Raw genomic sequence first — 25315 nt, 5'->3', positions numbered from 1 at the left:
ACCCTCTGGCAGACCCCGCGTCATGCAGGATGCTTAGCGTGGTGCTGTGGTCGTTCGAGGCCATCACCCCATCCGTTTCCAGATTGGATCAATCTCAAGTGAAGCTCTCCGCATTCGCCAAGATCGCCGCTATCGGCGGTATTGCTGCACTCACGCTGACCTCCTGCGCCGCCAATGAAGGGGGCAGCGCCTCCGGAAGCGAAGACTCGGGTGCCACCTCGAGCCTCTCGGGCGAACTCGTCGGCGCCGGCGCCTCCTCGCAGGGCTCGGCGCAGGAGGTCTGGGTCGCCGGCTTCCAGACCGCCAACCCCGACGTCACGGTGAACTACGAGCCCTCCGGCTCCGGCGCGGGCCGCGAGACCTTCCAGCAGGGCGCGAGCGCCTTCGCGGGCTCCGACCGCGCGTTCAAGACGGATGAGATCTCGGCCGGGCCCTTCGACGGCTGCGCCACCGGCGACATCGTCGAGTTCCCCGCCTACATCTCCCCCATCGCCGTCATCTTCAACATCGAGGGCGTCGACTCGCTGAAGCTCGACGCACCGACCGTCGCGAAGATCTTCTCGGGCGAGATCACCAGCTGGAACGATCCGGCCATCGCCGACCAGAACCCCGACGTCGAGCTCCCCGAGAGCAACATCACCGCCGTGCACCGCTCCGACGACTCGGGCACCACGGGCAACTTCACCGAGTACCTCGCAGCCGCGGCCGCCGACGACTGGACCGTCGGGTCGATCGAGACCTGGCCGACCGAGTTCGGCGGCGAGGGCGCCCAGGGCACCTCGGGCGTCGTCAGCGCCGTCTCCAACGGCACCGGCACGATCGGCTACGCCGACGCCTCCCAGGCCGGCGATCTCGGCACCGTCGACATCAAGGTCGGCGACGAATACGTGCCGTACTCCCCCGAGGCGGCAGCCGCGATCGTCGACGCGTCGTCGATGGAGGAGGGCCGCACCGAGGGCGACCTCGCGATCACCCTCGACCGCACCTCGACCGAGGAGGGCGTCTACCCGATCGTGCTCGTGAGCTACCTCATCGGCTGCGCCGAGTACGAGGACGCCGCCAACGCCGAGCTCGTGAAGTCGTACTTCAGCTACATCGTCAGCGAGGAGGGCCAGACCGCGGCTCAGGAGTCCGCGGGCAACGCCCCGATCTCCGAGGATCTCCGCGGCCAGGTGCAGACCGCGATCGACTCGATCAGCTGATCGTGCAGGCGGGTGGGGGCGCGGTCGCACCGCGCCCCCACCCGCCGCTGATCGCCTCCCGGCGATCCCACCAGAACCCCTCCCAGACCTCGGAGACTCAGTGACCGTCACTTCCGCCCCCGCCAAGCCGGTGCTCAGCCTCGGCGACCGCGTCTTCTCGCGCTCCGCGGTCTTCGCGGGCAGCATGATCCTCGTCACGCTCGCGGCCGTCGCGATCTTCCTCATCGTGCAGAGCATCCCGGCGTTCGTCGCCACCGACGAGAGCGCGTCGCTGCTCACCAGCAACTTCTGGTCGTACGTGGGCCCCCTCGTGTTCGGCACCATCTGGGCGGCCGCCCTCGCGCTGCTCATCGCACTGCCCCTCGCGATCGGCATCGCCCTCTTCATCTCCCACTACGCCCCGCGCCAGCTCGCGCAGGTGCTCGGCTACATCGTCGACCTGCTCGCCGCCGTGCCGAGCGTCGTCTTCGGCCTCTGGGGCATCGGCGTGCTCGCCCCCGCCGCGCGGCCCGTCTTCGAGTGGCTCAACACCTACCTCGGCTGGATCCCGCTCTTCAGCGGCACCGTCAGCGGCACCGGCCGCACCATCCTGACCGCCGCGCTCGTGCTCGCCGTCATGATCCTGCCGATCATGACGGCGATCTGCCGCGAGATCTTCCTGCAGGCCCCCGTGCTCCACGAGGAGGCGGCGCTCGCGCTCGGCGCGACCCGCTGGGAGATGATCCGCATGGCCGTGCTGCCCTTCGGCCGCCCCGGCATCATCTCGGCCGCCATGCTCGGCCTCGGGCGCGCCCTCGGCGAGACGATGGCCGTCGCCATGGTGCTCTCGGCCACCGGCCTCGTGACCTTCAAGCTGCTCACCTCCGAGAACCCCTCGACGATCGCGGCGAACATCGCCCTCTCCTTCCCCGAGGCCTACGGCGAGAACGTCAACGTGCTCATCGCGACCGGCCTCATCCTGTTCGTCGTCACCTTCCTGGTCAACGCGCTCGCCCGCTGGATCGTCAGCCGCCGCGCCGAGTTCTCGGCGGCGAACTGATGCTCCAGCAGACCGAATCGAAACAAGAGGGGACCACCTCCGTGGCCATCACCGTCCGCCCCGTTCGCGCGGGATCCTCGCTCGCCGGCAACCGGCTGACGCGCCCCACGCCGTGGTTCGTGCTCGCCGGCTGCCTCGCCGCGTCGTTCGCACTCTTCGGCCTGCTGGCCGCCTCCTCCGGCGACGAGCTCTCCATCGTCGGCTCCGTGCTCATCGCCGCGATCGCCTACGTCATCGTGATCACGATCATGTCGGCCGCGGTCGAGGGCTCGCGCCAGGCCATGGATCGCTTCATCACCGCGATCGTGACCGGCGCCTTCCTGCTCGCCATGGTGCCGCTCGTGTCGGTCGCGATCACCGTCGTCTCGAACGGTCTGGCGCGCTTCGACGCCGAGTTCTTCAACTCCTCGATGCGCAACGTCACCGGAGAGGGCGGCGGCGCCCTGCACGCCATGGTCGGCACGCTGCTCATCACGCTCGCCGCCACCATCATCTCCGTGCCGCTCGGCCTCATGACGTCGATCTACCTCGTCGAGTACGGGCGCGGCCGAGTCGCGAAGACCATCACCTTCCTCGTCGACGTGATGACCGGCATCCCCTCCATCGTCGCCGGCCTCTTCGCCTACGCCGCCTTCGCGCTCTTCCTCGGGCCGGGCGTGCGCATGGGCATCGTCGGCGCCGTCGCGCTCTCGGTGCTGATGATCCCCGTCGTCGTGCGCTCCAGCGAGGAGATGCTGCGCCTCGTGCCCAACGAGCTGCGCGAAGCCTCGTACGCGCTCGGCGTGCCCAAGTGGCGCACCATCACCAAGGTCGTGCTGCCCACCTCGATCGCGGGCATCACCACCGGCATCATGCTGTCGATCGCCCGCGTCATCGGCGAGACGGCGCCGCTCCTCATCACCGCCGGCTTCACCGCGTCGATGAACTACAGCCTCTTCTCCGACCGCATGCAGTCGCTGCCGGTCTACGTGTACACGCAGTTCATGAACCAGGGCAATCCGGCTCAGGCGTTCGTCGACCGCGCCTGGGCCGCCGCGCTCGCCCTGATCCTCATCGTCATGGCGCTCAACCTGTTCGGCCGCCTCATCGCCCGCTGGTTCGCCCCCAAGACCGGCCGCTGAGCCGCTCCCCTCCCCCGCATACTCCCAACGAAAGAACCACCATGTCGAAGCGCATCGAGGTCAAAGACCTCAACGTCTACTACTCGAAGTTCCTCGCGGTCGAGGGCGTCTCGATCAACATCGAGCCCCGCAGCGTCACCGCGTTCATCGGCCCGTCGGGCTGCGGCAAGTCGACCTTCCTGCGGACGCTGAACCGCATGCACGAGGTCATCCCCGGCGCGCGCGTCGAGGGCGAGGTGCTGCTCGACGGCGAGGATCTCTACGGCGCGGGCGTCGATCCCGTGCTCGTGCGCCGGCAGGTGGGCATGGTCTTCCAGCGCCCCAACCCGTTCCCCACGATGTCGATCCGCGACAACGTGCTCGCCGGCGTGCGCCTCAACGACCGCCGCATGTCGAAGGGAGACGCCGACGCCCTCGTCGAGAAGTCGCTGACCGGCGCCAACCTCTGGAACGAGGTGAAGGATCGCCTCGACAAGCCCGGCTCCGGCCTGTCGGGCGGCCAGCAGCAGCGCCTCTGCATCGCGCGCGCCATCGCCGTGTCGCCCGAGGTGCTCCTCATGGACGAGCCCTGCTCAGCGCTCGACCCGATCTCGACGCTCGCGATCGAGGATCTCATCGACCAGCTGAAGCAGGAGTACACGATCGTCATCGTGACCCACAACATGCAGCAGGCCTCGCGCGTCTCCGACCGCACCGCGTTCTTCAACATCGCGGGCACCGGCAAGCCCGGCAAGCTCATCGAGTACGACGACACCTCCACCATCTTCTCGACCCCCTCCGTGCAGGCGACCGAGGATTACGTCTCCGGGCGTTTCGGCTGAGCCGCTTCGGCTGAGCCACTGTGTCGCCGAGCCGCTGTGTCGCCGAGCCCGAGGGTTTCGCCTGAGACTGCCGACTTATTACGGTGGGAATCCCTCGCGATGAGATGAAACCCTCGGGCTCGGCGGGATGCGACAGCGGGCGGCGGGCGGCGCCCGGCCGGCGCAATCACGCCTCGTCGCGGTTCGGCATCTCGTCGGCGTGCGGCATCCGGTCGCGGTCGTACGTGATCTCGGTGTAGCCGTGCGGCACCGGAACCCCGTCGGGGCCGATGTTCACGAAGACGATGCGTTCGATCGAGAGGATCGTCTTCCGCGTGATCATGTTGCGCACCACCGCGCGCATGGTGAGCGACGTGCGGCCGAACTCCGTGGCGACGAGTCCCATCTCGATGAGGTCGCCCTGGCGCGCCGACGCCTCGAAGTTGATCTCGGAGATGAGCTTCGTCACCACGTGCGGGTTGCCGAGCTGGATGATGGCGTAGATGGCCGCCTCTTCATCGATCCAGCGCAGCAGGCTGCCGCCGAAGAGCGAGCCGTTCGCGTTCATGTCTTCCGGTCGCACCCACTTGCGCGTGGAGAAGTTGATGCCGTCTGCGTGCGCGTACTGAGATCTCATGCATCCGAGCTTAAGACGGGTGCGTTTCGAGAACGAGAACGGCGTGCGACGCGAGCGCCCGGCTCCAGAAGCGCCGCACATGAAAAGACCGAGCCGCAGAAACGCCTCTCGGCGGAAGGCCGCTCGAAGCGGCGAAAATTGGAGCCCGGGGTTACTGCGGCCCGGCGAAATCCAGTGTAGCGCAGGCCGGCGACGCCGCATCGGCGCGCCGTCAGCGGACGGCGAACGCCTACGACAGCGTGCCGTCGCGCCACCGTCGCGCGCCGGCGTGCAGGTCGCTCGCGAAGGTCGAGTAGCGCAGTGAGCGCGTCGTCAGCTCGGCGGCATGCGCGTCGTCGTGCAGGTCGCGCGCGTCGGCGAGGTCGGCGGCGCCGAGCGACATGATGCGGCAGTAGCTCGCCGCGCGATCCAGCGCTCCACCGAGATCCCCCGTGAAGACGCCGCGCAGGATCGTGTCGCAGAGCTCCGCGATCGAGCCGGGGGTGACGGGCTCGGCCGCGCCGGCCACGACCGGGTCGATGGTCGATGCAGCGGCCGCGCCGCGCCTGAAGAGGTCGGCTGATCCTTCGGGATCCGAATCGACCACGCGGCGCAGCAGGTACAGACGCCAGAGCGCACCGGCGAGCGAGTGCGCGCTCTCCCCCGCCCAGAGCTCGGCGATGTCGTCGAGCCCTGTTCCCGAGGCGAGCCCGACGACGCGCTCGACCACGTCGGGATCGGCGACGCTGCGCACCCGGTCGAGGAGCGCCCACGACGTCTCTTGAGCGAGGCGGCGGGCGGCTTCGGGCTCGTCCGAGCCGATGATCCAGTCGAAGGTGAAGCTGGGCTGCAGTATGGGGCGCAGGTGGTCGCGTGACATCGGCCTCTTTCGCGGTGGCTCGGTGTGGGTGATGGGGTGGTGCGGGGTGCTGCTGCGGTCGCGGCGGTCGGATGGCGGGCGGTCGGGTAGCGGGCAGTCGGGTGGCGGAGGGCTGCGGGATCGCGAGCGCGGATCGCGGACCACGCGAGTCTACGCCGCCGCTCGCCGGCCCGCGCACAGCGAACCCGCGGACCGCGGGCGTATTCTGGAGGCTCTCGATGATTCACACTCCGCAGCGGATGCGCAACCCCCTCGGCCCGGCCGGCCGAAGATGGCACTGTAGATCGTGTTCCCGATCTTTCGGGAATCGGCCCCAACATCGAAGGAGGATTGCATGAGTGCATCGGACAAGATTTCGGCAGCAGGAGACAAGCTGAAGGGCAACGCCAAGGAGGCCGCCGGCCGGGTGACCGGTGACGACAGCAAGGTCGCCGAGGGTAAGCTCGATCAGGCCAAGGGAGACATGAAGCAGGCTGGCGCGAACGCCAAGGATTCTGCGAAGGATGTCTTCGACAACTAGACGTCGCAGTACCGCGAAGGCCCGGCACCCCGTGAGGAGTGCCGGGCCTTCGTGCTGCCGCGCTGCCGTGTTGACGCATCGGCGCCGCCGCGCTGGCGTGCCGCCGCGCTAACGCGCCGCCGCGCTGGCGCCGACGATCGTCAGGTCAGGCGGAGATCGGTGATGCACGTCGGCCCGACAGCGGCCGTGCTGAAGCGCGTCTCCCCCGCGAGACCGCCCTGCCGCACCGTGACGACGTGTTCGCGATCGCGCGGAAGCCAGTACCCGATGAAGCCGTTCGCGTAGGTGGTCGCAGTCTCGTTCACCACGACCTCCCCGGTCGCCGCGTCTGAGATCGTCACGTCGATCCGCTCGTCGCCCATCTCTCCGAGGCACGTCGTCAGGCTGTGGAAGAAGCACTCGTGCGTCTCGGTCACGTAGGGCGCGAGCGAGACGTAGGTCAGGTCCGCGGGCATCGGAAGGCTCGCATCGCGCCCGCCGCTCGCGAGCACGAGCTGATCGGATCGCACCGACGCCAGGAGTTCGCTCGGGCGCCCGTCGAGGGGCAGCTCGTCGAGCCGATCGATCACTTCGACCACGTCGTCGCCGGGCAGGCCGAACTGCTCGATGACCGCTGCCGCATCTGGCGCATCTGCAACGTCTGGCGCACCGGCCGAGTTCGGCGTCGGAGCGCTGATCGCGCATGCCGACAGCGACAGGGCGATTACGACGGCGGAAACGACGGAGAGGAAACGCAGCACCGGTCAGACCTCCATGCTCAGACTGCTCGGCGTCGCCCTCGCGGCTCGCCCTGGCCAGTCTGCCGCACCCGCCTCAGAGACCCGTGTGCACGGCGGCTTCGGCTGATCCGGTGCGCACTCCGCGTGCGGAGCCGCGCGCGATCGTGCACCGCATGCATCGGTGCCCCCAGTAGGGATCGAACCTACGACCTGCGGATTAAAAGTCCGTAGCTCTACCGCTGAGCTATAGGGGCCAACCCGATCAGCTTACCGGATCGCGGCACCGCGGCTCATCGCCGGCGGGCCCCTGGTCGGGGGTCAGTGGATGAAGAGCAGGAGCGCCGCGACGCCCACGAAGAGCGCCCCGAACACCGAGTTGAGCACCCGCTGCCCGCGAGCCGTCGCGGTGTAGCGCCGGAAGGGGCGCGCGGCGACCGCGAAGAAGCCCCACATCACGATCACGTCGACGCCGACGGCGGTGGCGATGAGGATCAGGTACTGCGGCAGGATCGGGGCGTCGACGTTGATGAACTGCGGGATGAAGGCCAGGAAGAACACGATGGCCTTCGGGTTGAGCAGGTTCACCCAGAATCCGCGGCGGAGCATCGCGGACCGGGTGGTGGCGCGGCGGGCGCCTTCGGCGTCGGCGGCCGGGGGCTGCGGTTTCGTGAAGATGAGACGCACGCCGAGGTAGACGAGGTACGCCGCACCGATGTAGCGGATCGCGTTGAACAGCGCGGGGGTGTTCGCGACCAGCACGCCGACGCCCGCCGCGACGATCACGATGTGGGCGAGCAGCGCGAGCTCCTGACCGAGCACGCCCCAGATGGATCGACGCCAGCCGACCGCGAGCGCGTTCGACATGGTGTTGATGGCGCCCGCTCCAGGGGTGATGCAGATGACCACGGTGGCCGCGAGCAGGGAGAGCCAGATCGCGGGAGCCACCAGCACAGTGTAGCGGCGCGCGGGTGCTCGATTTTCGTCGGGCGCGGTTCGCCTGCTAGACTCAGACGCTGTCAGGGTCTGTGGCGCAGTTGGTAGCGCGTCTCGTTCGCAATGAGAAGGTCAGGGGTTCGATTCCCCTCAGATCCACCGAGCAAGGTCTCGACTCCACGGGAGTCGAGACCTTTTGCGTTGCGGCCCCAGTCAGCCGCCGCCCCCGCGCTCACGCCATGGCGTCGACCTCCCGGCGCAGGCCCTCGGGCGCGACGCCGACGGCCCACGCGGCGACGTCGGTGACGAAGTGGCGGAAGGCGGGGTGGGCGAAGTCCTCGAGGTCGTTCGCGTAGGCGCCGACGCCGTCGATGGCGATGAAGATCCGGATGCAGGCGACGAGCGGATCGGGGCACGCGAATTCGCCGCTCGCGACGCCCTCGCGGAGGATCGCCACCAGTGCGTCGCGGTCGAGCCGCTCCTGCTCGGCGACGGATCGCGCGAGTTCGGGGCGGAATCGCGAGAGGTTGCGCGCGTTGAGCCAGAACCTGGCGAGGTGGATCGCGTCGCCGCTCTCGACCCGGCGGATCATCGTGGCGAGACGCCGGGTGGGCGAGCCGGCCGAGTCGAAGAGACCGCTCCGCTCGCTCGCGATCGCCCGCTCGAACGCTGCGATGACGAGCGCCTCCGAAGACGAGAAGTAGTGGTGCACGAGGCTCGGCTGCACGCCGAGGGGCTCGGCGACCGCGCGCAGGGTGACCGATTCGAGGCCGTGCGCGATCGCGATGCGGGCGGCGTGGTCGAGGATCTGCTCGCGCCGCCGGGCGGGCGTCTCACGGCTTCTCGACGTGCCCGCGCGTGCCCCCATGCTCCGCAGTCTACGAGATGCCGATTCCCCGCGCTATTGAAGTGTGTTTCAATAGTGGACGGAATCTCCCGACCGAAAGAGGATTTCAATGCCGAAATCACCCCCGCTGCAATCCGCCGACCGGGCCTCGCGCCCCGAGACCCGCGGCATCGACCTGGTGCCCGAGACTGAACGGAACGGCCGCGCGCGCAGCTTGTTCGCCGTCTGGGCCGCCCCGAACGTGAGCGTGCTGAGCTTCACCATCGGAGCGTCGCTCACGCTGCTGCTGGGCCTCGAGGTCTGGCAGGCCATCCTCATGATCGTGGCCGCGCAGCTGCTCTGGGCGCTTCCGGGAGTCGTGGCGATCAGCGGCCCGGCGGCGGGCACCTCCGGCTCCGTGATCCAGCGCGCGATCTACGGCGTTCGCGGCAACAGGATCGTGATCGCGGTGTACGGCTGGTTCATCTCGGGAGTGTTCCTCGCCCTGAACTGGGTCGCCTCGTCGTTCATGGGGGCGGAGCTGCTCATGCGATGGGGGTTCCCGGATCGGCTGACCGCACTCATCCTCGTGTCGATCGCCGTCTCCGCCTGCACGGTGCTCATCGCCGTGTTCGGCCACGGGCTGATCCTCCGCGCGTACACCTGGGTCACCACCGGGCTCGCCCTCGTCTTCATCGCGGTGACGGTGTGCATCCTGCCGCGGATCGACCTCGCCTTCGTGCAGCCCGAACCCCTCTCGGGCGCACCGCTCTGGTCGAGCCTCTCGATCGGGTTCGCGATCCTCGCATCGACCCCGCTCTCGTACTCGAACAGCGCCGACCTCGCGCGCTACCTGCCGCGCGACACGCCTGCGCGCAGCATCATCGCGGCGACCGGTCTCGGCGGCGCGCTGCCCAGTATCGTCCTCGTCTCCGTCGGCGCGCTCCTCGGCACCATCGTGACTCCGGCTGCGGCCGAGCAGGGCATCGAGTACGTGCTCCTCGAGCTCCTGCCCGGCTGGCTCGGACCGGTGTTCGTGCTCGGCGTCATCGTCAACACGATCGCCCTCAACGGCATGACCACGTACACCGCGAGCATGGCGTTCCAGTCGATCGGGGTGCCGATCCGGCGCATCCCCTCAGCGATCCTCATCGGCGCCCTCGGCACCGGCTTCACGATCGTGCTCGTGCTCTCGACCAGTCTGCTCGGCGCGGTGAACCTGATGCTGCAGTTCCTCATCGTGATCTCGGCGCCGACGATGGCGGTGTACGCCACCGATGTCGTGCTGCGCCGCAACCGCTACGACGGCCTCGCCCTCTTCGACGAGCGGCCCGGCGCTGCCTACTGGTTCCGCGGAGGTTTCGGCGCGGCGGGGCTCATCGCGGTGGTCGCGGGCGGCATCGCGGCAGCGCTCTGCGTATCGACCGACGTGTGGACGGGCCTCATCGCCGTCGCGCTCGGCTTCGTCGACCTCTCGGCTCCGGTGGGCGTGATCGTGTCCGCGGCGCTGTACGCAGCGCTCGCCCGTCGCGGAATACGCCGGGAGCGTGCAGCGGACCGCTGAGACGTCAGCGGATCGCTGCGGGGCTCAGCCGGCGTTGCGCCGCCGCCGCAGCACGGCGTCGAGATCGGGCATTCCCGCGGCGGTGTCGCCGACCACGCCCATGCTGCGGAGCCGGTTGCTCGCCTCCTGCTGCTGAGCGCGAAGCTCGCGCTGACGGGCCTGCTCGCGCACCCGAGCCTCATCCGCCGCCTGAGCCTGCTGGCGCGCCTGCTCCTCGGCTGCGGCCGACGCCGCCGCCGCTCGCGGGTCGGGGGCCGCCTCGGCGGCCTGCGCGAGCTGCTTGCGCACCTCGCGGAGCAGCATCGAGTCGGTCTGGTTCTCCTGCGGGGCCGGCCGTTCGGCGCGCGCCCGGGCTCGGGCGCGGGCGAGCTCGATGCGCTCGGCGGCGGCGCGCTGCGCCTCCGCGTGCGCCGCGGCTGCGGCCGCCTCCGAAGCCGTGTCGGGTGCCGCGACGTGCTGCGGCGCCGACTCGACGACCGCGGTCGCGATGGCGGAGGTGACCTGCTCGGCCGGCACCGCGCGCACGCGGGCGCGGCCGGGGGCGAGCAGCACGAGCGCGCCGCTCGAGGCGGCGAAGAGCAGTGCGGCGCCGATCAGCAGCGAGGCCCCGCTCCCCCCGATCGCGAAGCCCGCCCCGACGAGCAGCCCCACGAGCCCGAGCAGCGCACCGAGCGCCGCGGTCGCGCGCACGCGCCGCGCCACCGGCCTGCGCAGTTTCGCCGAGCGCTCGACCGCCGCCTGCTTGCGCTGCATCTGTCGAGCGCGAATCTCCGCACGCACCTGTTCTGCCTCCGCTTCTGCGAGCGCGGCTCGACGCTCGGCATCCTGACGCTTCTGGGCGCTCCGCAGCAGCCGCTCGTGCGCGAGCGCCTCGCGAGCCGTCGCCTCGAGCCGCACCTCCTGCGGCACCTCCGTGGTCTCTGCGAGGAGACGCAGGGTGCGCTGCAGCCGGAGCGCGTTCTTCTCCGCGGCGCGGAACTCGCGGCGCCTCGCCCAGTTCGGAACGAGCACGGCGCCCCACAGCAGTGCGGCGATCACGAAGATCACGCCTCCGCCCAGTACGCCGCCAGTCATGGGGATCACTGTACGGCGTGCGCGAGGGGCGCCATCCCCGGCGCGCCGCGATCACGATCAAATGGTCTCGGGGCGGGCCGGCGTCGGCAAGGGAGGGCAGGCGTACGCCGCGCCGCCGGCCCTGATGCCGTCACCGATGCGCCAGCTGCGCCACGTACCCCGCCGCGGTCTCACCGCGCAGCGCGACGAAGACCTCGTGGTCGCGCCAGGCGCCATCGATGTGGATGTACGCGGTGCGCGATCCCTCGTGCCGCAGCCCGAGCTTCGCCACGACGCGGAGCGAGGCGTCGTTCTCGGGCCTGATGCACACCTCGACGCGGTGCAGCCCGAGCGCCCCGAAGAGGTGGTCGATGACGAGCGCCGCGGCGGTCGTGGTGACGCCCCGGCCCGCGACGTGCTCGGAGACCCAGTAGCCGATCTGCGACGACTGCAGGGCGCCTCCGCTGATCTCGGAGACGCTGAGCTGGCCGACCACGGCCCCGTCGTAGAGCACGACGAAGGGCATACCGCTCCCCGCGCGCAGCTGCTTGCGCAGGGTGCGCACCATCGGCCGCATCGACACCGATCCGGGCACCACGCTGCGGCCCGAGGGGTGCGTCGCCTCCCAGCGCTGCAGCCAGGAGCGGTTCTCGGTCAGCAGCGAGCGCAGCGGCTCGGCGTCGGACCACCGGATGATCCGCACGGCCACCCGACCGGCCGAGAGCGTTCCCGGATCGTCGATCTCGCGGCCGAGCGGCACCGGGGTCAGCCCTCGGAGCGCTGCTCGCGGAGGCGATCCGCGAAGTCGACGATCCAGTCGGAGATCTCTTCGCCCAGCTCGTCGTGGTCGACGCCGAGCAGCACGTTCGCCTTGATCCAGTCGGCGCGGTCGCCCGTGTCGTACCGGCGCCCGCGGAAGATGACGCCGTAGACCGGGCCCTCCCCCTTGCCCTCGGCCAGGTGGTTGAGGCCGTCGGTGAGCTGGATCTCCCCGCCGCGCCCGGGCGGAAGCTCGTCGATCACGTCGAAGATCTCGGGCCGCAGCACGTAGCGGCCGATGATGGCGAGGTTCGAGGGCGCCTCCTCGGCCGACGGCTTCTCGACGAGGCCGGTGATGCGCACGACGTCGGGGTCGTCGGTCTCCTCGACCGACGCGCAGCCGTACAGGTGCACCGACTCGCGGGGCACCTCCATGAGCGCGATGACGGTGGCGCCACGCGCATCGTGCTCGGCGATCATGCGGTCGAGCAGCGGGTCGCGGGGATCGATGAGGTCGTCGCCGAGCAGCACCGCGAACGACTCGTCGCCGACGTGGCAGCGCGCCCGGCCGACCGCGTGCCCGAGCCCGAGCGGCTGGCCCTGGCGCAGGAAGTGGACCTCGGCGACCTCGCTCGACTCGCGCACCTTGTCGAGCTTGCCCTCGTCGCCCTTGCGCTCGAGCGAGTACTCGAGCTCGGGAACGCTGTCGAAGTGGTTGAGCAGGTTGTCCTTGTTGCGGCCCGTGATGATCAGCACGTCGCCGAGCCCGGCCGACGCGGCCTCCTCGACCACGTACTGGATCGCGGGCTTGTCGACGATGGGGAGCATCTCCTTGGGCATCGCCTTCGTCGCCGGGAGGAAGCGGGTGCCGAGCCCCGCGGCCGGCACAACGGCCTTCGTCACCGAACGGCTCTGGGTCGCGTGCTTCTCAGTCATAACGTCAGCCTATCCTTTGCGCCTGAGGCAGCAAAGTCATGCGGATGGGCTCGCGTCGCACCTATGCTGGGTGCTATGGCTCGGGACGCCCGCTCGGAGAAGATCGCGGTGAGATCGGCGGTGCGGGCCCGCCGACTGGGCCGGTCGGCGGCGGAGCGCGCGCGGCGCAGCGCTGGGTTCGCGGAGCAGCTCATCGACCTCGTCTCGGCCTCCGGCGCGCGGTCGGTGACCGCCTACGCGCCGCTCGTCGGCGAACCCGACGTGAACGGCTTTCTGCGGTGGGCGCGCGAGTCGGGGGTGCGCGTACTGCTGCCCGTCTCGCTGCCCGGGCACCGCATCGCGTGGGCGGTCGACACGGGCGCGCGCGTCGCGGGCCTCCACGGGATCCCGGAGCCGAGCGGCCCCCGGCTCGAGACCGGCGCCGCGGCCGAGGTCGACCTGCTCATCGTGCCCGCGTGCGCGGTCGATGCGTCGGGCACCCGGCTCGGCTGGGGGCTCGGCTACTACGACCGGATGCTCGGATCGCTCGATCGGAGGCCCCCGGTCTACGCCGTGGTCGATGACGAGGACGTGTACGCCTCGCTGCCGCGCGATGCGCACGACGTTCCGGTGACGGGCGCCGTCACCGCCTCGCGCGTGCTCCGCTTCGCCGTCGGCGGCGAGCGATAGCCCGATCGCCCTGCCCGCGCAGCCGCCCGGCACGACCGGGTATCATTGATGCTTGTGCCTACGTACGCTTACCGTTGCTCCGACTGCGGCCACGCCTTCGACATCTACCAGGCGTTCTCCGACGCCTCGCTGACCGAGTGCCCCGAATGCGGCGGCACGCTGCGCAAGGTCTTCGGCTCGCTGGGGGTCACCTTCAACGGGTCGGGCTTCTACCGCACCGACTCGCGGTCGTCGGGCGGATCGGGATCCGGATCGGCGTCGAAGTCGGGCTCCGGCTCGTCGGGCTCGGGCTCGGGCTCCTCGGGATCCGGCTCCTCGAGCTCCGGATCGAGCTCGTCGTCCGGCTCGTCCGCGAGCTGACCGGGCCTCTCCTCGGCACTCTCCGCGGCGCCCTCCGCAGCACCCGCCCCCGGCACGCTCGCCCCAGCGCCTACCCCCAGTGGGGAGGCCGGTCGCGTTCGAGCGCCTCGTCGTGCGCGGAAGCGGTTCCCGGCGCGGTCGCCCGCCCGCCCCAGCCCTCCGGCCGATCCTCGGCGGCGCGCCCCGTCAGCGGGTGCCGCGAGGGGTGCTCGTCAGCGCCCGGCACCGCCGGCCGCGTCGCACGCCGGGGCCGACGACGGCGCGGCTGATCCTCGTCGTGCGCGCTCATGCGCGGCCCGATGCGGCCGCGCCCTCCCCCGCGTCGTACCCGACGATGCGCGCGATGCGGAGCGCCACCTCATCGGGATCGGCGAAGAGGTCGAAGCTCTGCACCCGGTGGTAGTGCCAGCCCAGACGGCGCAGCACGGCGGGCCGCAGTCGCAGCGTGTCGCGCAGGCTGTCGCCGCGGTACTCGCCGGACGCCCCGAGATCGAGGTCGATCGCGATCGCGCGATCCTCGAGCGACGCGGCGAGCGGAATCGCCCCGCGGTAGTCCATCGCGACCGTCAGGCCGAGCGCTTCGAGTCGGTCGGCGAGCTCGCCGAGCATCGGATCGCGCTCCGCGGGCAGCGACGGCGTCGTGGGCTCCGGGTGCTCGAACGCCAGCAGCTCGGCGAGTTCGACGACGCCGTGCTTGATGCGCGCGCGATCGAGATCCTCCGGCTTGAAGCAGCTCACGATCGTCATCGCCCGCCGCGCGCGCGTCATGGCGACGGCGAGCAGGCGCTCCCCTCCCGGGCGGCCGAGGCCGCCGAAGTTCGAGAGCACCCGGCCGTGCGGGGTGCGGCCGAACCCGATCGAGAAGATGACGCGGTCGCGGCTCTGCGCCGTCGCCTGCTCGAGCGTGAGCACCGCGAACGGCTCGGCCCGCTCGCCGAGCAGGAAGTCGCGGTACTGCGGAAACTTGGAGAACGCCTGCAGCACCGCCTGGTACACGCGCACCGCATGGCGCTCGCTCGCGGTGATCACCATGAGCGACTCGCTCGACCGGTCGCTCGCGTGCTGCAGCACGAGCTGCACGACGCGCTCCACCTCGGCGTCCGTGCTCTCCACCGCACCGGTCTGCTGGTCGGGCAGCCCCTGGCCGCCGCGCACGAACTCGTACGTCAGGCTGGAGTGGTGAAGGAAGCTGCCGGCCCACGGCAGCGACTGGATCGCCCCGCCGTAGAAGCGGGTGTTCACGAGATTGGTCAGATCCTCGCCGCCCGCCCGGTAGCTGCGCGTCAGCGTCAGCGTCGGCAGCACGTCGCCGAGCTGCGCGAACGCCGAGCTGCGGTGCAGCGCGTCGGCGTCGACCGTCTCGCGATCCTCGTCGGACGCGCCCACGGCGATGTCGAAGTGCGACGGCGTCTGCGTCATGGTGTCGCCGAACGCGACGACCTGCTCTGCGCGCCGGATCGCGCCGAGGTTCTCGGCGAGCGTCGTCGCTCCCGCGTCGACGACGAGCACCGCGTCGAAGCGCATCGTGTCGGGCAGCATCGCGACCTCGTAGGGCGACATGGCCCACACCGGGGCCAGCACCCCGAGCAGGTTCGGAGCCCGCTGCGCGAGCGACTGCGGCGACACGTACCCGCTGCGCAGCGCCTCGCGCATGGCGAGCGCCTCCTGCTTGTAGTCGAGCACCGCGATGCGCCACGCGTCTGAGAGCGACGCGGCCAGCAGGGCGCCGTTGGCGCCGGCGTGCGCGTCATCGACGAGACGGAAGTCGGCCTCAAGCCGCTCGATCACGCTCGTGTTCGCGCTCAGCAGCGCCTCGTTGCTCTGCAGCATGCGCTCGAGCACCGACTGCCACCAGGCGAGCTCCAGCTCGTCGGCGACGTCTTCGGCCGGCACGTGGCGCGCCGAGAGGTCGTCGAGCAGGGGCTCGAGGTGCGCCGAGCGCATGCGCTCGACGATCGCCGTGCGCTCCTGGATGTTCTGCAGCACCTCCGACTCGCGGGCGAGATCGGAGATGCGGCTGGCGAGACGCGACAGGGTCTGCGTCTTCAGGCGATCCGCATCGGCCGTCGTGCCGAGCACGCGGTCGAGCGCATCGAGATCCTGGTACGCCGACTGGAACGCGACGACCACGTCCGAGATGCCGAGCGGCACCTCGGGCCGGGCGCCCACGACCGTGGTGTACCGCTGCCAGAGCACGCGCTGCTGCTGAATCTGCACCAGGCGGGAGTACATGTCTGAGATGTGCACACCGGGGCGCACGTATTCGCGGGCGAGCTTGCGCAGCCGGCGCTTGTTGGCGGCCGACATCTCGTCGTCGCCCCGGGGAGCGTGCGCGGCGATGACCTCCGTGAGCGAGCGGTCGTACACCTCGGGCGTGAAACGGTCGAGCGTCTCGCGAATACCCATGAGCAGGCGCAGGTACACGCCGAGCTCGGCGATGGTCTCATAGGGGCGCATCGAGGTCTGCCCCACGAGCTCGTTCGACATCGAGATCAGGCGCGGCAGCTGCGACTCGGCGAGGTCGACCGCGGTGCCGTACGCGGAGCGCGCCTCCTCCGTCGTCGCGAAGCTGACGCCGTACCACGGCGAATCCTCGGGCCCGTACTGGAACTGGCCGAGTCGGGCGACCTCGGTCAGCGCCTCGGCGACCGAGGTGCGGTCGAGCGTGAGCTGCCCGAGCGCCTGGTCGTCGAGCCGCACCGTGGTGCTCGGCGGGCGCTCCTCGAGCGAGAGCGCGGTGAGCTTGCGCAGCGCGTCGAGCGGCGAGACGCCGAATCGCTCGTCGGGGGCCGAGAGCGCCGCCTGGTAGTCGAGCAGCACGCCGCGCAGCCGCACGAGCGCCTCATCGACGTCGCGCAGCCGCTCCGTGCGGGCGTTCTCGTTGCGGCTGATCGACTCGACCAGGTTGCGGCGGAGGCGGCGGGGGCTCACCGCCATGCCCGCGAGCCCCACGCGCGTCAGCCGGTGCGCGATGCCGTCGAGCGTGGCTCGGCGCGGCGAGACCACGAGCACGCGCTTGCCGGCGCGCACGAGGTTGCCGATCGCGTTGACGACGGTCTGCGTGCCGCCCGTGCCGGGCAGCGTGTGCACGACCAGCGAATGGCCGGCGTCGATCTGCGCGAGCACGTCGTCCTGCTCGGCGTCGGCGTCGTAGAGCGTCCGGTCCGTGTCGGGCGAGCGCTCGTCGGGCGGGGTGGCGGTGACCGGACGGTACGCCGCCGCGAGCTGCCGCTTCGCGGGCTCGTTGCCGCAGACGGCCGCGAGCACGGGAGACGCGAGCTCCTTCGCATCGGCCACCATCGACTGCGCCACGTTGTGGAACGACGAGACCACGAGGCGGGGCTGCACGACGAACCCCGGAACGCCCGCGGCCATCTGCCGCAGCCGATCGATCACGGGCTGCGGCTTGAACACGCCCTCCGACTGCGACAGCTCGATGAGCGTTCGCGCGTCGACGCTGATGCCGAACTGCTCGCGCATTGCACGGATCAGCTCGGAGTTGACGACCGGGAACTGCTTGAGCTTGAGCTCGAAGTCGCGGCCGTAGCGGCGGATGGCGAGGGGGCGCAGCAGCACGGGGGCGCAGAACTCCTCGCCCTCGTACTCCCACTTCGCGATGCCGACGCCCAGGTTGACGGTCTCGAGCCCGCGCACGGTGCGCATCTCGATGGCCTTGTCGGTCACGCGGCCGGCCGCCGCTCGGGCGTGCCTCAGAGCGAGGTCGTCGCGGATGAGCGCGGAGAGGAGGATCTTGTTGCCGGTGATGAACTGCGGCAGACCGCCCGGGTGGGTCGTGGAGAGCTCGATGCGGTTCGCCGGGCGGTCGTCGAAGTGCAGCAGCGGGTTGCGCCCCCCGATGCTCGCGAGTTCGCGTCGCCAATCGGCGTGCTCGTCGGCGTACGCGTCGACCAGCGACACGGGCCCGCTCAATTCGGCCGCCAGGTCGGGTTCATCGCGGGGCGCCTGCGCGGGCGCCTTGGCGAGCGCCCCCTCGTTCAGGGGCTGCTGAGCGGCCGCCGGGGCCTCCGCGCCCGCTTCCGCCTCCACGCCGTTCGCGCGCGTGGAAGACGACTCGGCGCTCTCCGCGCCGCGGCCCTTTTCGGGTCGCCGTAACCGATCTACACTCCACACACCGCCACCCTACGCAGAACTCCCGGGAATCAGCGCTGATTTCCCGGAGTTTCGCGGCGCGTCGCCCCGCTCAGTCGCGCGATGCCCCCGTGACGACGGGGTCGGCCACCTGCATCTCGCCGCCCCGCAGCTTCGCGAGGCCCCGCATGACGTGGTAGACGGCGACGGCCGCGATCGTGCCGAGCGCGATGCCGTTGAAGAGCACCGACCCGATCTGCAGCGTGAAGTCGGCGATGCCGACGATGAGCGGCACGGCCGCCGAGAACTGGTTGATCGGCTTCGAGAAGTCGACCCCGTTGTCGATCCAGATCTTGACGCCGATGAGCCCGATGAGGCCGTACAAAGCGACCGTCACCCCGGCGAGCACGCCGGAGGGCACCGAGAAGATCAGCTCGCCGACCTTCGGCGAGAAGCTGAGCACCACGGCGAAGACGCCGGCGACCCAGTAGGCGGCGGTCGAGTAGACGCGCGTGGCGGCCATCACGCCGATGTTCTCGCCGTAGGTGGTCGTGCCCGATCCGCCCCCGAAGCCCGCGAGCACGGTCGAGACGCCGTCGGCGAGGAGCGCGCGGCCCGTGAGCGGATCGAGGTCGCGCTGCACCATGAGGCCGACGCTCTTCACGTGGCCGACGTTCTCGGCGATCAGCACGAGCACGACGGGGAGGAAGGCGGGGAGCAGGCCCCACAGCGTCGGGTCTGCGAACGGGTTGCCGACGGCGTGGAAGGCGGGCAGGCCGAGCCAGGGGGCGTCGCCGACCTTCGAGAGGTCGACCTCGCCCATGAGCGCCGCCGAGACGTAGCCGACCGCCATGCCGAGCACGATCGAGAGCCGCCCGAGCAGACCGCGGAAGAGCACGGTGATGAGCAGCACGGCGGTGATCGTGATGAGCGCGACCCACCCCGAGAGCTCCGTCGCGTTCCAGTTGTTCTTCACCGCAGGCGCGAGGTTGAAGCCGATGAGGGCGACGATCGCGCCCATGACCACGGGCGGCATCAGCGCGTTGATCCAGCCCGAGCCGAAGCGGTGCACGATGAGGCCGACGATGGCCATGAGCACGCCGATCGCGAGGATGCCGAACGATGCGCGGCCGAGGTCGGGGTTCTCGGGGTCGCCGCTCGCGGTCGCCGCGAGGATGGGGGCGATGAAGGCGAAGGAGGATCCGAGGTAGCTCGGCAGACGGTTGCCCGTGATCAGCAGGAAGAGCAGGGTGCCGAGCCCCGAGAAGAACAGCGTCGCGGTCGGGCTGAACCCGGTGAGCAGCGGAACGAGGAAGGTCGCGCCGAACATGGCGACGACGTGCTGAGCGCCGAAGCCGATGGTGCGCAGCCAGCTCAGCCGCTCCTCGGGCAGCACGATGGCCTCCGGCGCGACGCGCGTTCCGTCGCCGTGCTGCTTCCAGGTCAGTGCCATCGGTGCTCCTCGGGGGTTCCGGATCGCGATGTGCCGCGCAGCCACCCCTTCGAGCGCACAGCCAAGCTCATATCTTAGTGCTCGGCGGGCGCCCGCGGACCCGACGTGCGCGGCGACCGGGTCAGTCGTCTGCGGCCTCCCGGCGTCTGCGGCCTCCGGGCGTCTGCGGCCTCCGGGTCAGTCGCCCTCGGCCTCGGCGACGTACACCTTGCGGATGTGGTCGCCCACCGTCCACCGGGTGCGAGTGCCCGCGATTAGTCGCATCACGTCGCCGGCGGCGACCTCTACGACGCTGCCCGCCGCCCCGGGGTCGCCCGGTACGTCGAGCAGCTCGATCGACGCGGAGCCGCTGAGCACGATGAAGAGCTCGTCGACCTCGGTGTCGGTGACCGTGCCGCCCCGGAGCTCCCAGATGCCGAGCTCGGCCCCGGCGATGCCCCCGAGCTCCGCGATGCCCTGCTCCGGGCTCCCGGAGACGGTGTCGGCGGGGTCGACGGCTTCGAGCTCGACGTCGATCCCGGTGCCGCGCACGGCGACGTTTCGGCCGTCGGGCAGCAGACCGCTCACGAGTCGAACCCGAAGCCGACGGCGTCCATCGTCTTGAGGAACAGGTTGCGCTTGCCCTCGTTGCGGTCTGCGCGGTCGAACGACCAGCGGAAGAGGTTCACACCGATGGAGGCGGCAGGCTCGGGCGGGAACGGCAGCGGCATCTGCCGCACCATCTCGAGCTCGGTGCGCTCCGTCACGCGGCCCTCGAACCGATCCACCATCACGTCGGCGGCGAAGTGCGTGGCGCCTACGCCGAGACCGGTGAAGCCCGAGACGTACTGCACGCGGCCGCCGTGCGCCTGCCCGAAGAACGCGCAGAAGCGGGTGCTCGAGTCGATGGCGCCCGCCCAGCGGTGCGAGAACTTGACGCCCGCGAGCTGCGGGAAGGTCGTGAAGAAGTGGCTCGCCAGCTTGCGGTGGCTCTCCATGCGATCCTCGTACTCGCGCTTGATGCGGCCGCCGGCGTGGTACACCGCGTCGTAGCCGCCCCAGAGGATGCGGTTGTCTTTCGTGAGCCGCGAGTAGTGGAACTGGTTCGCGAGGTCGGAGAGGCCTTCGCGACCCTCCCAGCCGATCGACGCGAGCTGCTCGTCGGTGAGGGGCTCCGTCATCAGCACGTAGTCGTACACGGGGATGGTGTGGAAGCGGTAGCGTTTGAGGAGCGAGGGGAACACGTTCGTGCAGAGCGCCACGCGCTCCGCGACGAGCGTGCTGCCGTTCGCGATGGTGAGGCGGATCGGCTCCTCGGCAGAGCCGTCGAGCTTCTGCACGGGCGAGCCCTCGTAGATCTCGACGCCGATCTCGGCGGCGTGGCGCGCCAGCTCGAGCGCCAGCTTGGCCGGGTGGATGTTCGCGTTCTCCCGCGGCGAGAACTCGCCGCCGAGGAAGGTCGGCGAGGCGATGCGCCGCTGCACGCCGTCGCGGTCGAGCGTGACGACGTGCTCGTCCTCGCTCTCCCCGAGCCAGTCGACCTGGTACGGCTCGTTCGCGACCGACAGGGCGCCGTTGCGCTCGAAGTCGACGTCGAGGCCGTGCTCGGTGATGAAGCGCTCGATCGCGTCGAGGTTCTCGTAGCCGATGCGGCGCAGCGTGCCCGTCTCGTCGGGCCACCGCGATTCTGCGTTCGGCTCGCCGTGCGAGATGCTGGCCTCGCAGAACCCGCCGTTGCGGCCCGACGCCGCCCAGCCGATGCGCACGGCTTCGACGAGCACGACGCGGCGGTCGGGGTGCTCCGTCTTCAGCTTGATCGCCGTCCAGAGCCCCGAGAAGCCGCCGCCGACGACGGCGTCGTCGACCTGCTGATCCCCGCTGAGCTCGGGGTAGTGGGGCGCCTGCGCCGCGACGTCGTCGGTCCAGAAGCAGGAGAGCCTCGTGCCGGCGAGCGACGCGTCGATCACGTCGTCTGCGGGAGCCTGGGTTTCGAAAATGGTGGGGTGCATGGATTCCTCGTCCTCGATGTCCGTCACGATCCTCGCACATTCGTGCTGCCGTGTACACCACCAGAATCGCCGATAATCCACGCGATCGAATACCGCAGCGCGAATCGGCCACCGAATCCGCAAACCTTCAGGCGGAATCTCTGCGGAATCAGCAGGCCGCCCGACGCGCGGCGCTCGACGTAAGAGCGACAGCGCCGACCGATCAGCGCTGGTCGCTCGGCGGCTTCATGATGGCGCCGGTGGCGAGCCCCATCGCGAGGCCGGCGGGCAGCCACAGCCAGAACTGGGTGAGCGCCCCGAGCACCACGCCCATGATCGCCCCCATGACGAGGCCGACGATGATCTGCTTCCGCCGAGCCTGCGGCGACGGCGGCTCCGACGGAGGCGTGCTCCGATCGCGGGGGGTCGATCTCCGGCTCACTTCGCTTCTCCTTCCGTGCGCCGCTCCGCGGCGGCGCTCTCAGCGGTGCCCTCGGCCGCCGCCGCATCGGCGGCGGCGCGATCCGAGGCGTCGAGCGCCTCGAGCGCCGCGATCCGCCCCGCATCCGCGCCCGCGCGCCTCGCCGCGTCGACGAGCCGACCCGTCGCACGCGCGATCTTCGCCGCGCTCAGCGACGGCGCGGCCCCCGCGGCCCGCAGCACCGGCTCCACGAGGTCGAGCGCCGCACGCGGCGCGCCGGGCAGCAGCTCGGCCTCCCACTCGCGCCAGGCGCGAGCCACACCGGTGACGCGGTCGAACGCCTCCACTCGATCATCCGCCAGCTCGACGAGCTCCGCGCCCGCGGCATCCGCGAGCACGACGACGGTGCGCTCGGTGCTGAGCTCGGCGATCGGCGCGACCGCGTCGGCGGCTCCGCCGATCCGGGCTCGCAACTCCGCCCGCACCCCATCGGGCATCGCGTCGTCCAGCGGCCAGAAGAGCTCCTGCACCTCCGCCTCGCCGCGCTCCTTCAGATGCCACCCCGCATCCGACCCGCCGTGCCGCACCCGCAGCGCGAGGCCCCGACGCGCGAGATCCGCATCGCTCGTGTCGAAGTAGACCGCCGAGAGCTCGTAGGTGATCGGCGACGCCGCGGTGAGCCCCGCCTCGGCGAAGGCGGAGTCGGGCGGCAGCGGCAGATCCGCCGCGACCTCGTACTTCCGCTCGATCTCGAGCGACTGCCGACCCGCGTTCTCACTCATCAGACCAGTGTACGCCGATCAGCGTGCGCGACTCAGGGCGCGGATCCGGGCGGCCCCGCCGGCTCCGCGCCCGCGCCGCCGTCAGCCCCGCCGCCGCTTCCGCCGCCGCCCGCGGACCAGACGATGCCCGCACCGGCGAGCACCACGAGCACGACGCCGGCGAGCGCCACTGGCGAGAGCACCTGGCTCAGGAGCACCGCTCCGACGATCGTTCCGACGACGGGGTCGAACGCGAAGAACACGCCGAGCACGCGGGCCGAGGTGAGCCGGCCCGCAAGCGTATCGACCGTGAACGCCAGAGCGGTGCCGAGAAGCGCCGACGCGATCAGCGGCAGCAGGTGCGGAGGGGCGATGAGCGGAACGGCGGGCACCGAGAACGGCAGGGTGAGGATCGCGGCGACGACCACCGACAGCGCGACGCCCTGCAGCCCGCCGCTCGCGTGCCCCACCCGGGCGGCCAGCAGGGTGTACAGGCCGAACGAGGCGCCCGCGAGCAGCCCGAAGACGACGCCGAGCGCATCGAGCGGCCCGCCGAACCCCGCGATGAGGGCCACCCCCAGCAGCGCCACGACCGCGAGCAGCCCCTCCCGCGCCCGGCGCGACGCGAACAGCGCCACCGCGCACGGCCCGAGGAAGTCGAGCGTGGTGGCGATCCCGAGCGGCAGCCGGTCGACGGCGAGGTAGAGCATCGCGTTCATGGCGGCCATGGCGACGCCGTAGAGCACGATGCCGAGCCATTCGGCGCGCGACCGTCCGCGCAGCTTCGGCCGGAAGAGCGCGACCAGGAGGAGCGCGGCGATGGCGAGCCGCAGCGAACTCGTGCCGAGCACGCCGAGCGGCTCGAAGAGGCCGACCGCGAAGACGGCCGAGAGCTGCACGCCGGTCGCGCCGACGAGCACCAGCAGCATCGCGCGCACGATCGCTCCACGGCTGAATCGGTTGGCGACGTGCACGGAGCTCATCAGATCGAGCTTAGTGCGTGCCTGGCGCCGGAGTTACACTGTGCGGGTGCCCGAGACGCCCGATGCTCCCGCCCCCGCTCCGCATCCGTCGCCGGCCCCCGACGCCGCCGCGTCGCCCGGCTTCGCAGCGGCGGTGAGCCGGGCGCGCGACGCGTGCCGGGAGACCGCCGCGCGCCTCGACGCCGCCGGGGTGGCGCGCGAGTTCCTCGCCGAGTACGTCGCCCCCCGCCGCCGCTTCCTGGTGATGCGGCCGGCCGTCATGCAGCCCATCGGCGAGGTGTGGCGCGTCGGCTCGCTGCTGCTCAGCGCCTCGGGCGAGCTGCACGAACTGGGGCACGCGACGCGCGCGGCCGAGCGGGGGCGCCCCGGCTACCAGTCGGCTTCGCGCGAGGAGCGTCGGGAGATCGCAGCCGCGGCCCTGCGCGGCGGGTACGCCATCGGCGAGGCCGTGAACTACGACGCGCGCCCGATCCCGCTCGACGAAGCATCGGCCGAGACGCGATCCGCGCTCTCCGGCTCCGGGCCGGTCGGGTTCGACGCCGGAGAGGTGCGGGTGCGCTGGAGGGCCGGCGCACCGCTCACTGGTGCGCCGACCCTCGCGTCGTTCCTCGCGGAGCGGGCGGATCTGCTGATCTCTCCGCCGTTCAGCGGGGAGTGACCCCGTCCGCCCCGCTGGGGCGCGGTGCGGCCCGTTCGGGGCCGCGGCTCGATTATTCGGGGCCGCGGCCCGCGCCTACTTCGCGAGGAAGGCGGCGAGCGCCTCGTTCACCTCGTCGGCGTGGGTCCACAGCAGGCCGTGGGGCGCTCCCTCGACCTCGACGTAGTCGGCGTTTGGCACGAGCTTCGAGAAGCGGCGCGCGGTGGCGTCGATGGGGAGGATGTTGTCGGCGGTGCCGTGCAGGATGAGGGTCGGCTTGCCGCTCTCGCGCACCGCGTCGACGTCTCCGCGGAAGTCCTCGATCCACGTGGGCACGACGGCGTACGCCGCGACCGGGGCACTCGAGGTCGCCACGTTCCAGCTCGCGGTCACGGCCTCCTGGCTGATGCGGGAGCCGAGCGTGTCGTCGAGGTTGTAGAAGTCGGAGAAGAACTGCGTGTACCAGGCGTAGCGATCCGCACGCGCCGATTCGGAGATCCCGTCGAAGACGCTCTGCGGCACGCCCTCCTCGTTGTCGTCGGTCTGCACGAGGAACGGCTCGAGCGATGCGAGGAAGGCGAGCTTCGCGACGCGCTCGTGCCCGTAGGTTCCGACGTAGCGCGCGAGTTCGCCGGTGCCCATCGAGAAGCCGACGAGCACGACGTCGCGCACGTCGAGGGTCTCGAGCACGGTGTTGAGGTCGGCCGCGAAGGTGTCGTAGTCGTAGCCCTCGTGCACCTTCGACGAGTTGCCGAAGCCTCGGCGATCGTAGGTGATGACGCGGTACCCGGAGGCGAGGAGCTCGCGAGTCTGACGCTCCCAGCTGTGGCCGTTCAGCGGATAGCCGTGGATGAGGACGACGGGCTGCCCGCTCCCCTGATCCTCGTAGTAGAGCTCGACGGGCGCGCTGTTCTCGGTGCCGACGGTGATGTACCCCATGATGTGCTCCTCTCCCGGCGAGAACGATCGTTCTCACTCGTGGTTCACTGTACGAGAACGTACGTTCT

Annotated in this window: 26 protein-coding genes and 2 tRNA genes; 10 read left to right on the top strand and 18 right to left on the bottom strand. The window is 70.8% G+C overall.

The genetic code is table 11. From position 1 onward, the window contains the following. The first annotated feature begins 98 nt into the window (after positions 1-98). From pstS to pstB, 4 genes are all read left to right on the top strand, one after another. Positions 99-1202 carry a phosphate ABC transporter substrate-binding protein PstS gene (gene pstS, locus BLT44_RS13145; RefSeq protein ID WP_010156271.1) on the top strand — a complete coding sequence of 368 codons (1104 nt, stop codon included), beginning with the start codon at positions 99-101 and terminating at the stop codon, positions 1200-1202. Positions 1203-1302: 100 nt separating this feature from the next. Next, positions 1303-2241, top strand: coding sequence for a phosphate ABC transporter permease subunit PstC (gene pstC / locus BLT44_RS13140; protein WP_010156270.1), 939 nt, complete (start codon positions 1303-1305; stop codon positions 2239-2241). Beyond that, complete coding sequence (pstA, locus tag BLT44_RS13135; protein WP_010156269.1) at positions 2241-3362, top strand: phosphate ABC transporter permease PstA; 1122 nt, start codon at positions 2241-2243, stop codon at positions 3360-3362. Before pstC ends, pstA begins: the two co-directional genes overlap by 1 nt. 41 nt (positions 3363-3403) lie before the next feature. Continuing rightward, positions 3404-4183, top strand: a complete 780-nt coding sequence (gene pstB, locus BLT44_RS13130) for a phosphate ABC transporter ATP-binding protein PstB (protein WP_010156268.1) — start codon at positions 3404-3406, stop codon at positions 4181-4183. A gap of 166 nt (positions 4184-4349) precedes the next feature. On the opposite strand, the gene BLT44_RS13125 is transcribed toward pstB, so the two are convergent. Both BLT44_RS13125 and BLT44_RS13120 read right to left on the bottom strand, forming a co-directional pair. After that, the gene (locus BLT44_RS13125; protein ID WP_010156267.1) at positions 4350-4799 is read right to left on the bottom strand and encodes an acyl-CoA thioesterase; all 450 of its coding nucleotides are present in this window, start codon (positions 4797-4799) and stop codon (positions 4350-4352) included. 229 nt (positions 4800-5028) lie between these two features. Then, positions 5029-5658 carry a hypothetical protein gene (locus tag BLT44_RS13120; protein ID WP_010156266.1) on the bottom strand — a complete coding sequence of 210 codons (630 nt, stop codon included), beginning with the start codon at positions 5656-5658 and terminating at the stop codon, positions 5029-5031. Between the two features lie 334 nt (positions 5659-5992). Between BLT44_RS13120 and BLT44_RS13115 the strand changes: the two genes are divergently transcribed. After that, complete coding sequence (locus BLT44_RS13115; protein WP_010156265.1) at positions 5993-6178, top strand: CsbD family protein; 186 nt, start codon at positions 5993-5995, stop codon at positions 6176-6178. A 140-nt stretch (positions 6179-6318) separates the two neighbouring features. Here BLT44_RS13115 and BLT44_RS13110 read toward each other — a convergent pair whose 3' ends face one another. From BLT44_RS13110 to BLT44_RS13100, 3 genes are all read right to left on the bottom strand, one after another. Next, a complete protein-coding gene (locus BLT44_RS13110) occupies positions 6319-6918 on the bottom strand; it encodes a CueP family metal-binding protein (protein WP_010156264.1) in 600 nt (199 codons plus the stop codon). A 161-nt stretch (positions 6919-7079) separates the two neighbouring features. After that, positions 7080-7151 (bottom strand) — tRNA-Lys (locus BLT44_RS13105). Positions 7152-7215: 64 nt separating this feature from the next. Next, positions 7216-7842 carry a LysE family transporter gene (locus BLT44_RS13100; RefSeq protein ID WP_029608216.1) on the bottom strand — a complete coding sequence of 209 codons (627 nt, stop codon included), beginning with the start codon at positions 7840-7842 and terminating at the stop codon, positions 7216-7218. A gap of 74 nt (positions 7843-7916) precedes the next feature. Between BLT44_RS13100 and BLT44_RS13095 the strand changes: the two genes are divergently transcribed. Further along, positions 7917-7989, top strand: a tRNA-Ala gene (locus BLT44_RS13095). Between the two features lie 73 nt (positions 7990-8062). Here BLT44_RS13095 and BLT44_RS13090 read toward each other — a convergent pair. Further along, positions 8063-8698, bottom strand: a complete 636-nt coding sequence (locus BLT44_RS13090; protein ID WP_010156262.1) for a TetR/AcrR family transcriptional regulator — start codon at positions 8696-8698, stop codon at positions 8063-8065. Between the two features lie 88 nt (positions 8699-8786). Here BLT44_RS13090 and BLT44_RS13085 point away from each other — a divergent pair, with 88 nt between their 5' ends. Next, entirely contained in the window at positions 8787-10220 is a 1434-nt protein-coding gene (locus BLT44_RS13085) for a purine-cytosine permease family protein (protein WP_010156261.1), read from the top strand. Positions 10221-10244: 24 nt separating this feature from the next. Here the strand turns inward: BLT44_RS13085 and BLT44_RS13080 are convergent, their stop codons facing one another. The 3 genes from BLT44_RS13080 to galU form a co-directional block, all read right to left on the bottom strand. Then, the gene (locus tag BLT44_RS13080) at positions 10245-11294 is read right to left on the bottom strand and encodes a hypothetical protein (RefSeq protein WP_143026153.1); all 1050 of its coding nucleotides are present in this window, start codon (positions 11292-11294) and stop codon (positions 10245-10247) included. A gap of 130 nt (positions 11295-11424) precedes the next feature. Beyond that, positions 11425-12033, bottom strand: a complete 609-nt coding sequence (locus tag BLT44_RS13075) for a GNAT family N-acetyltransferase (protein ID WP_010156258.1) — start codon at positions 12031-12033, stop codon at positions 11425-11427. 5 nt (positions 12034-12038) lie between these two features. Beyond that, positions 12039-12968, bottom strand: coding sequence for a UTP--glucose-1-phosphate uridylyltransferase GalU (galU, locus tag BLT44_RS13070; RefSeq protein WP_010156257.1), 930 nt, complete (start codon positions 12966-12968; stop codon positions 12039-12041). A gap of 75 nt (positions 12969-13043) precedes the next feature. Here galU and BLT44_RS13065 point away from each other — a divergent pair, with 75 nt between their 5' ends. Then, positions 13044-13637, top strand: coding sequence for a 5-formyltetrahydrofolate cyclo-ligase (locus tag BLT44_RS13065; RefSeq protein WP_010156256.1), 594 nt, complete (start codon positions 13044-13046; stop codon positions 13635-13637). Between the two features lie 54 nt (positions 13638-13691). Then, positions 13692-13997 carry an FmdB family zinc ribbon protein gene (locus BLT44_RS13060; RefSeq protein ID WP_010156255.1) on the top strand — a complete coding sequence of 102 codons (306 nt, stop codon included), beginning with the start codon at positions 13692-13694 and terminating at the stop codon, positions 13995-13997. Between the two features lie 70 nt (positions 13998-14067). On the opposite strand, the gene BLT44_RS15405 is transcribed toward BLT44_RS13060, so the two are convergent. The 8 genes from BLT44_RS15405 to BLT44_RS13025 form a co-directional block, all read right to left on the bottom strand. After that, positions 14068-14286 (bottom strand): hypothetical protein, encoded by a 219-nt coding sequence (locus BLT44_RS15405; RefSeq protein WP_143026151.1) that lies wholly within the window; start codon positions 14284-14286, stop codon positions 14068-14070. Continuing rightward, positions 14283-18044 (bottom strand): ATPase AAA, encoded by a 3762-nt coding sequence (locus tag BLT44_RS13055; RefSeq protein WP_010156254.1) that lies wholly within the window; start codon positions 18042-18044, stop codon positions 14283-14285. Before BLT44_RS13055 ends, BLT44_RS15405 begins: the two co-directional genes overlap by 4 nt. Positions 18045-18198: 154 nt before the next feature. Beyond that, positions 18199-19539 carry a uracil-xanthine permease family protein gene (locus tag BLT44_RS13050; RefSeq protein WP_010156253.1) on the bottom strand — a complete coding sequence of 447 codons (1341 nt, stop codon included), beginning with the start codon at positions 19537-19539 and terminating at the stop codon, positions 18199-18201. Between the two features lie 177 nt (positions 19540-19716). After that, complete coding sequence (locus BLT44_RS13045; RefSeq protein WP_010156251.1) at positions 19717-20106, bottom strand: cupin domain-containing protein; 390 nt, start codon at positions 20104-20106, stop codon at positions 19717-19719. After that, positions 20103-21527: an NAD(P)/FAD-dependent oxidoreductase gene (locus BLT44_RS13040; RefSeq protein WP_029608212.1), complete on the bottom strand. Its 1425-nt coding sequence runs from the start codon at positions 21525-21527 to the stop codon at positions 20103-20105. Before BLT44_RS13040 ends, BLT44_RS13045 begins: the two co-directional genes overlap by 4 nt. Before the next feature lie 202 nt (positions 21528-21729). Then, positions 21730-21948 (bottom strand): hypothetical protein, encoded by a 219-nt coding sequence (locus BLT44_RS13035; protein WP_010156249.1) that lies wholly within the window; start codon positions 21946-21948, stop codon positions 21730-21732. Beyond that, positions 21945-22709 (bottom strand): CYTH domain-containing protein, encoded by a 765-nt coding sequence (locus tag BLT44_RS13030; protein ID WP_074690394.1) that lies wholly within the window; start codon positions 22707-22709, stop codon positions 21945-21947. The genes BLT44_RS13035 and BLT44_RS13030 overlap by 4 nt, the downstream gene beginning before the upstream one ends. Before the next feature lie 32 nt (positions 22710-22741). Next, positions 22742-23671, bottom strand: coding sequence for an EamA family transporter (locus BLT44_RS13025; protein ID WP_176783308.1), 930 nt, complete (start codon positions 23669-23671; stop codon positions 22742-22744). A 46-nt stretch (positions 23672-23717) separates the two neighbouring features. Between BLT44_RS13025 and BLT44_RS13020 the strand changes: the two genes are divergently transcribed. Continuing rightward, positions 23718-24329, top strand: a complete 612-nt coding sequence (locus tag BLT44_RS13020; RefSeq protein ID WP_244887490.1) for a hypothetical protein — start codon at positions 23718-23720, stop codon at positions 24327-24329. Positions 24330-24404: 75 nt separating this feature from the next. On the opposite strand, the gene BLT44_RS13015 is transcribed toward BLT44_RS13020, so the two are convergent. Then, the gene (locus tag BLT44_RS13015; RefSeq protein WP_010156245.1) at positions 24405-25247 is read right to left on the bottom strand and encodes an alpha/beta fold hydrolase; all 843 of its coding nucleotides are present in this window, start codon (positions 25245-25247) and stop codon (positions 24405-24407) included. Between the last annotated feature and the right edge of the window lie 68 nt (positions 25248-25315).

Origin of the sequence: Leucobacter chromiiresistens (genome assembly GCF_900102345.1) — a bacterium.
GTDB lineage: Bacteria > Actinomycetota > Actinomycetes > Actinomycetales > Microbacteriaceae > Leucobacter > Leucobacter chromiiresistens.
Note: the sequence above shows the minus strand (reverse complement) of the source record. Positions and strands in the feature narration are given on the sequence as shown.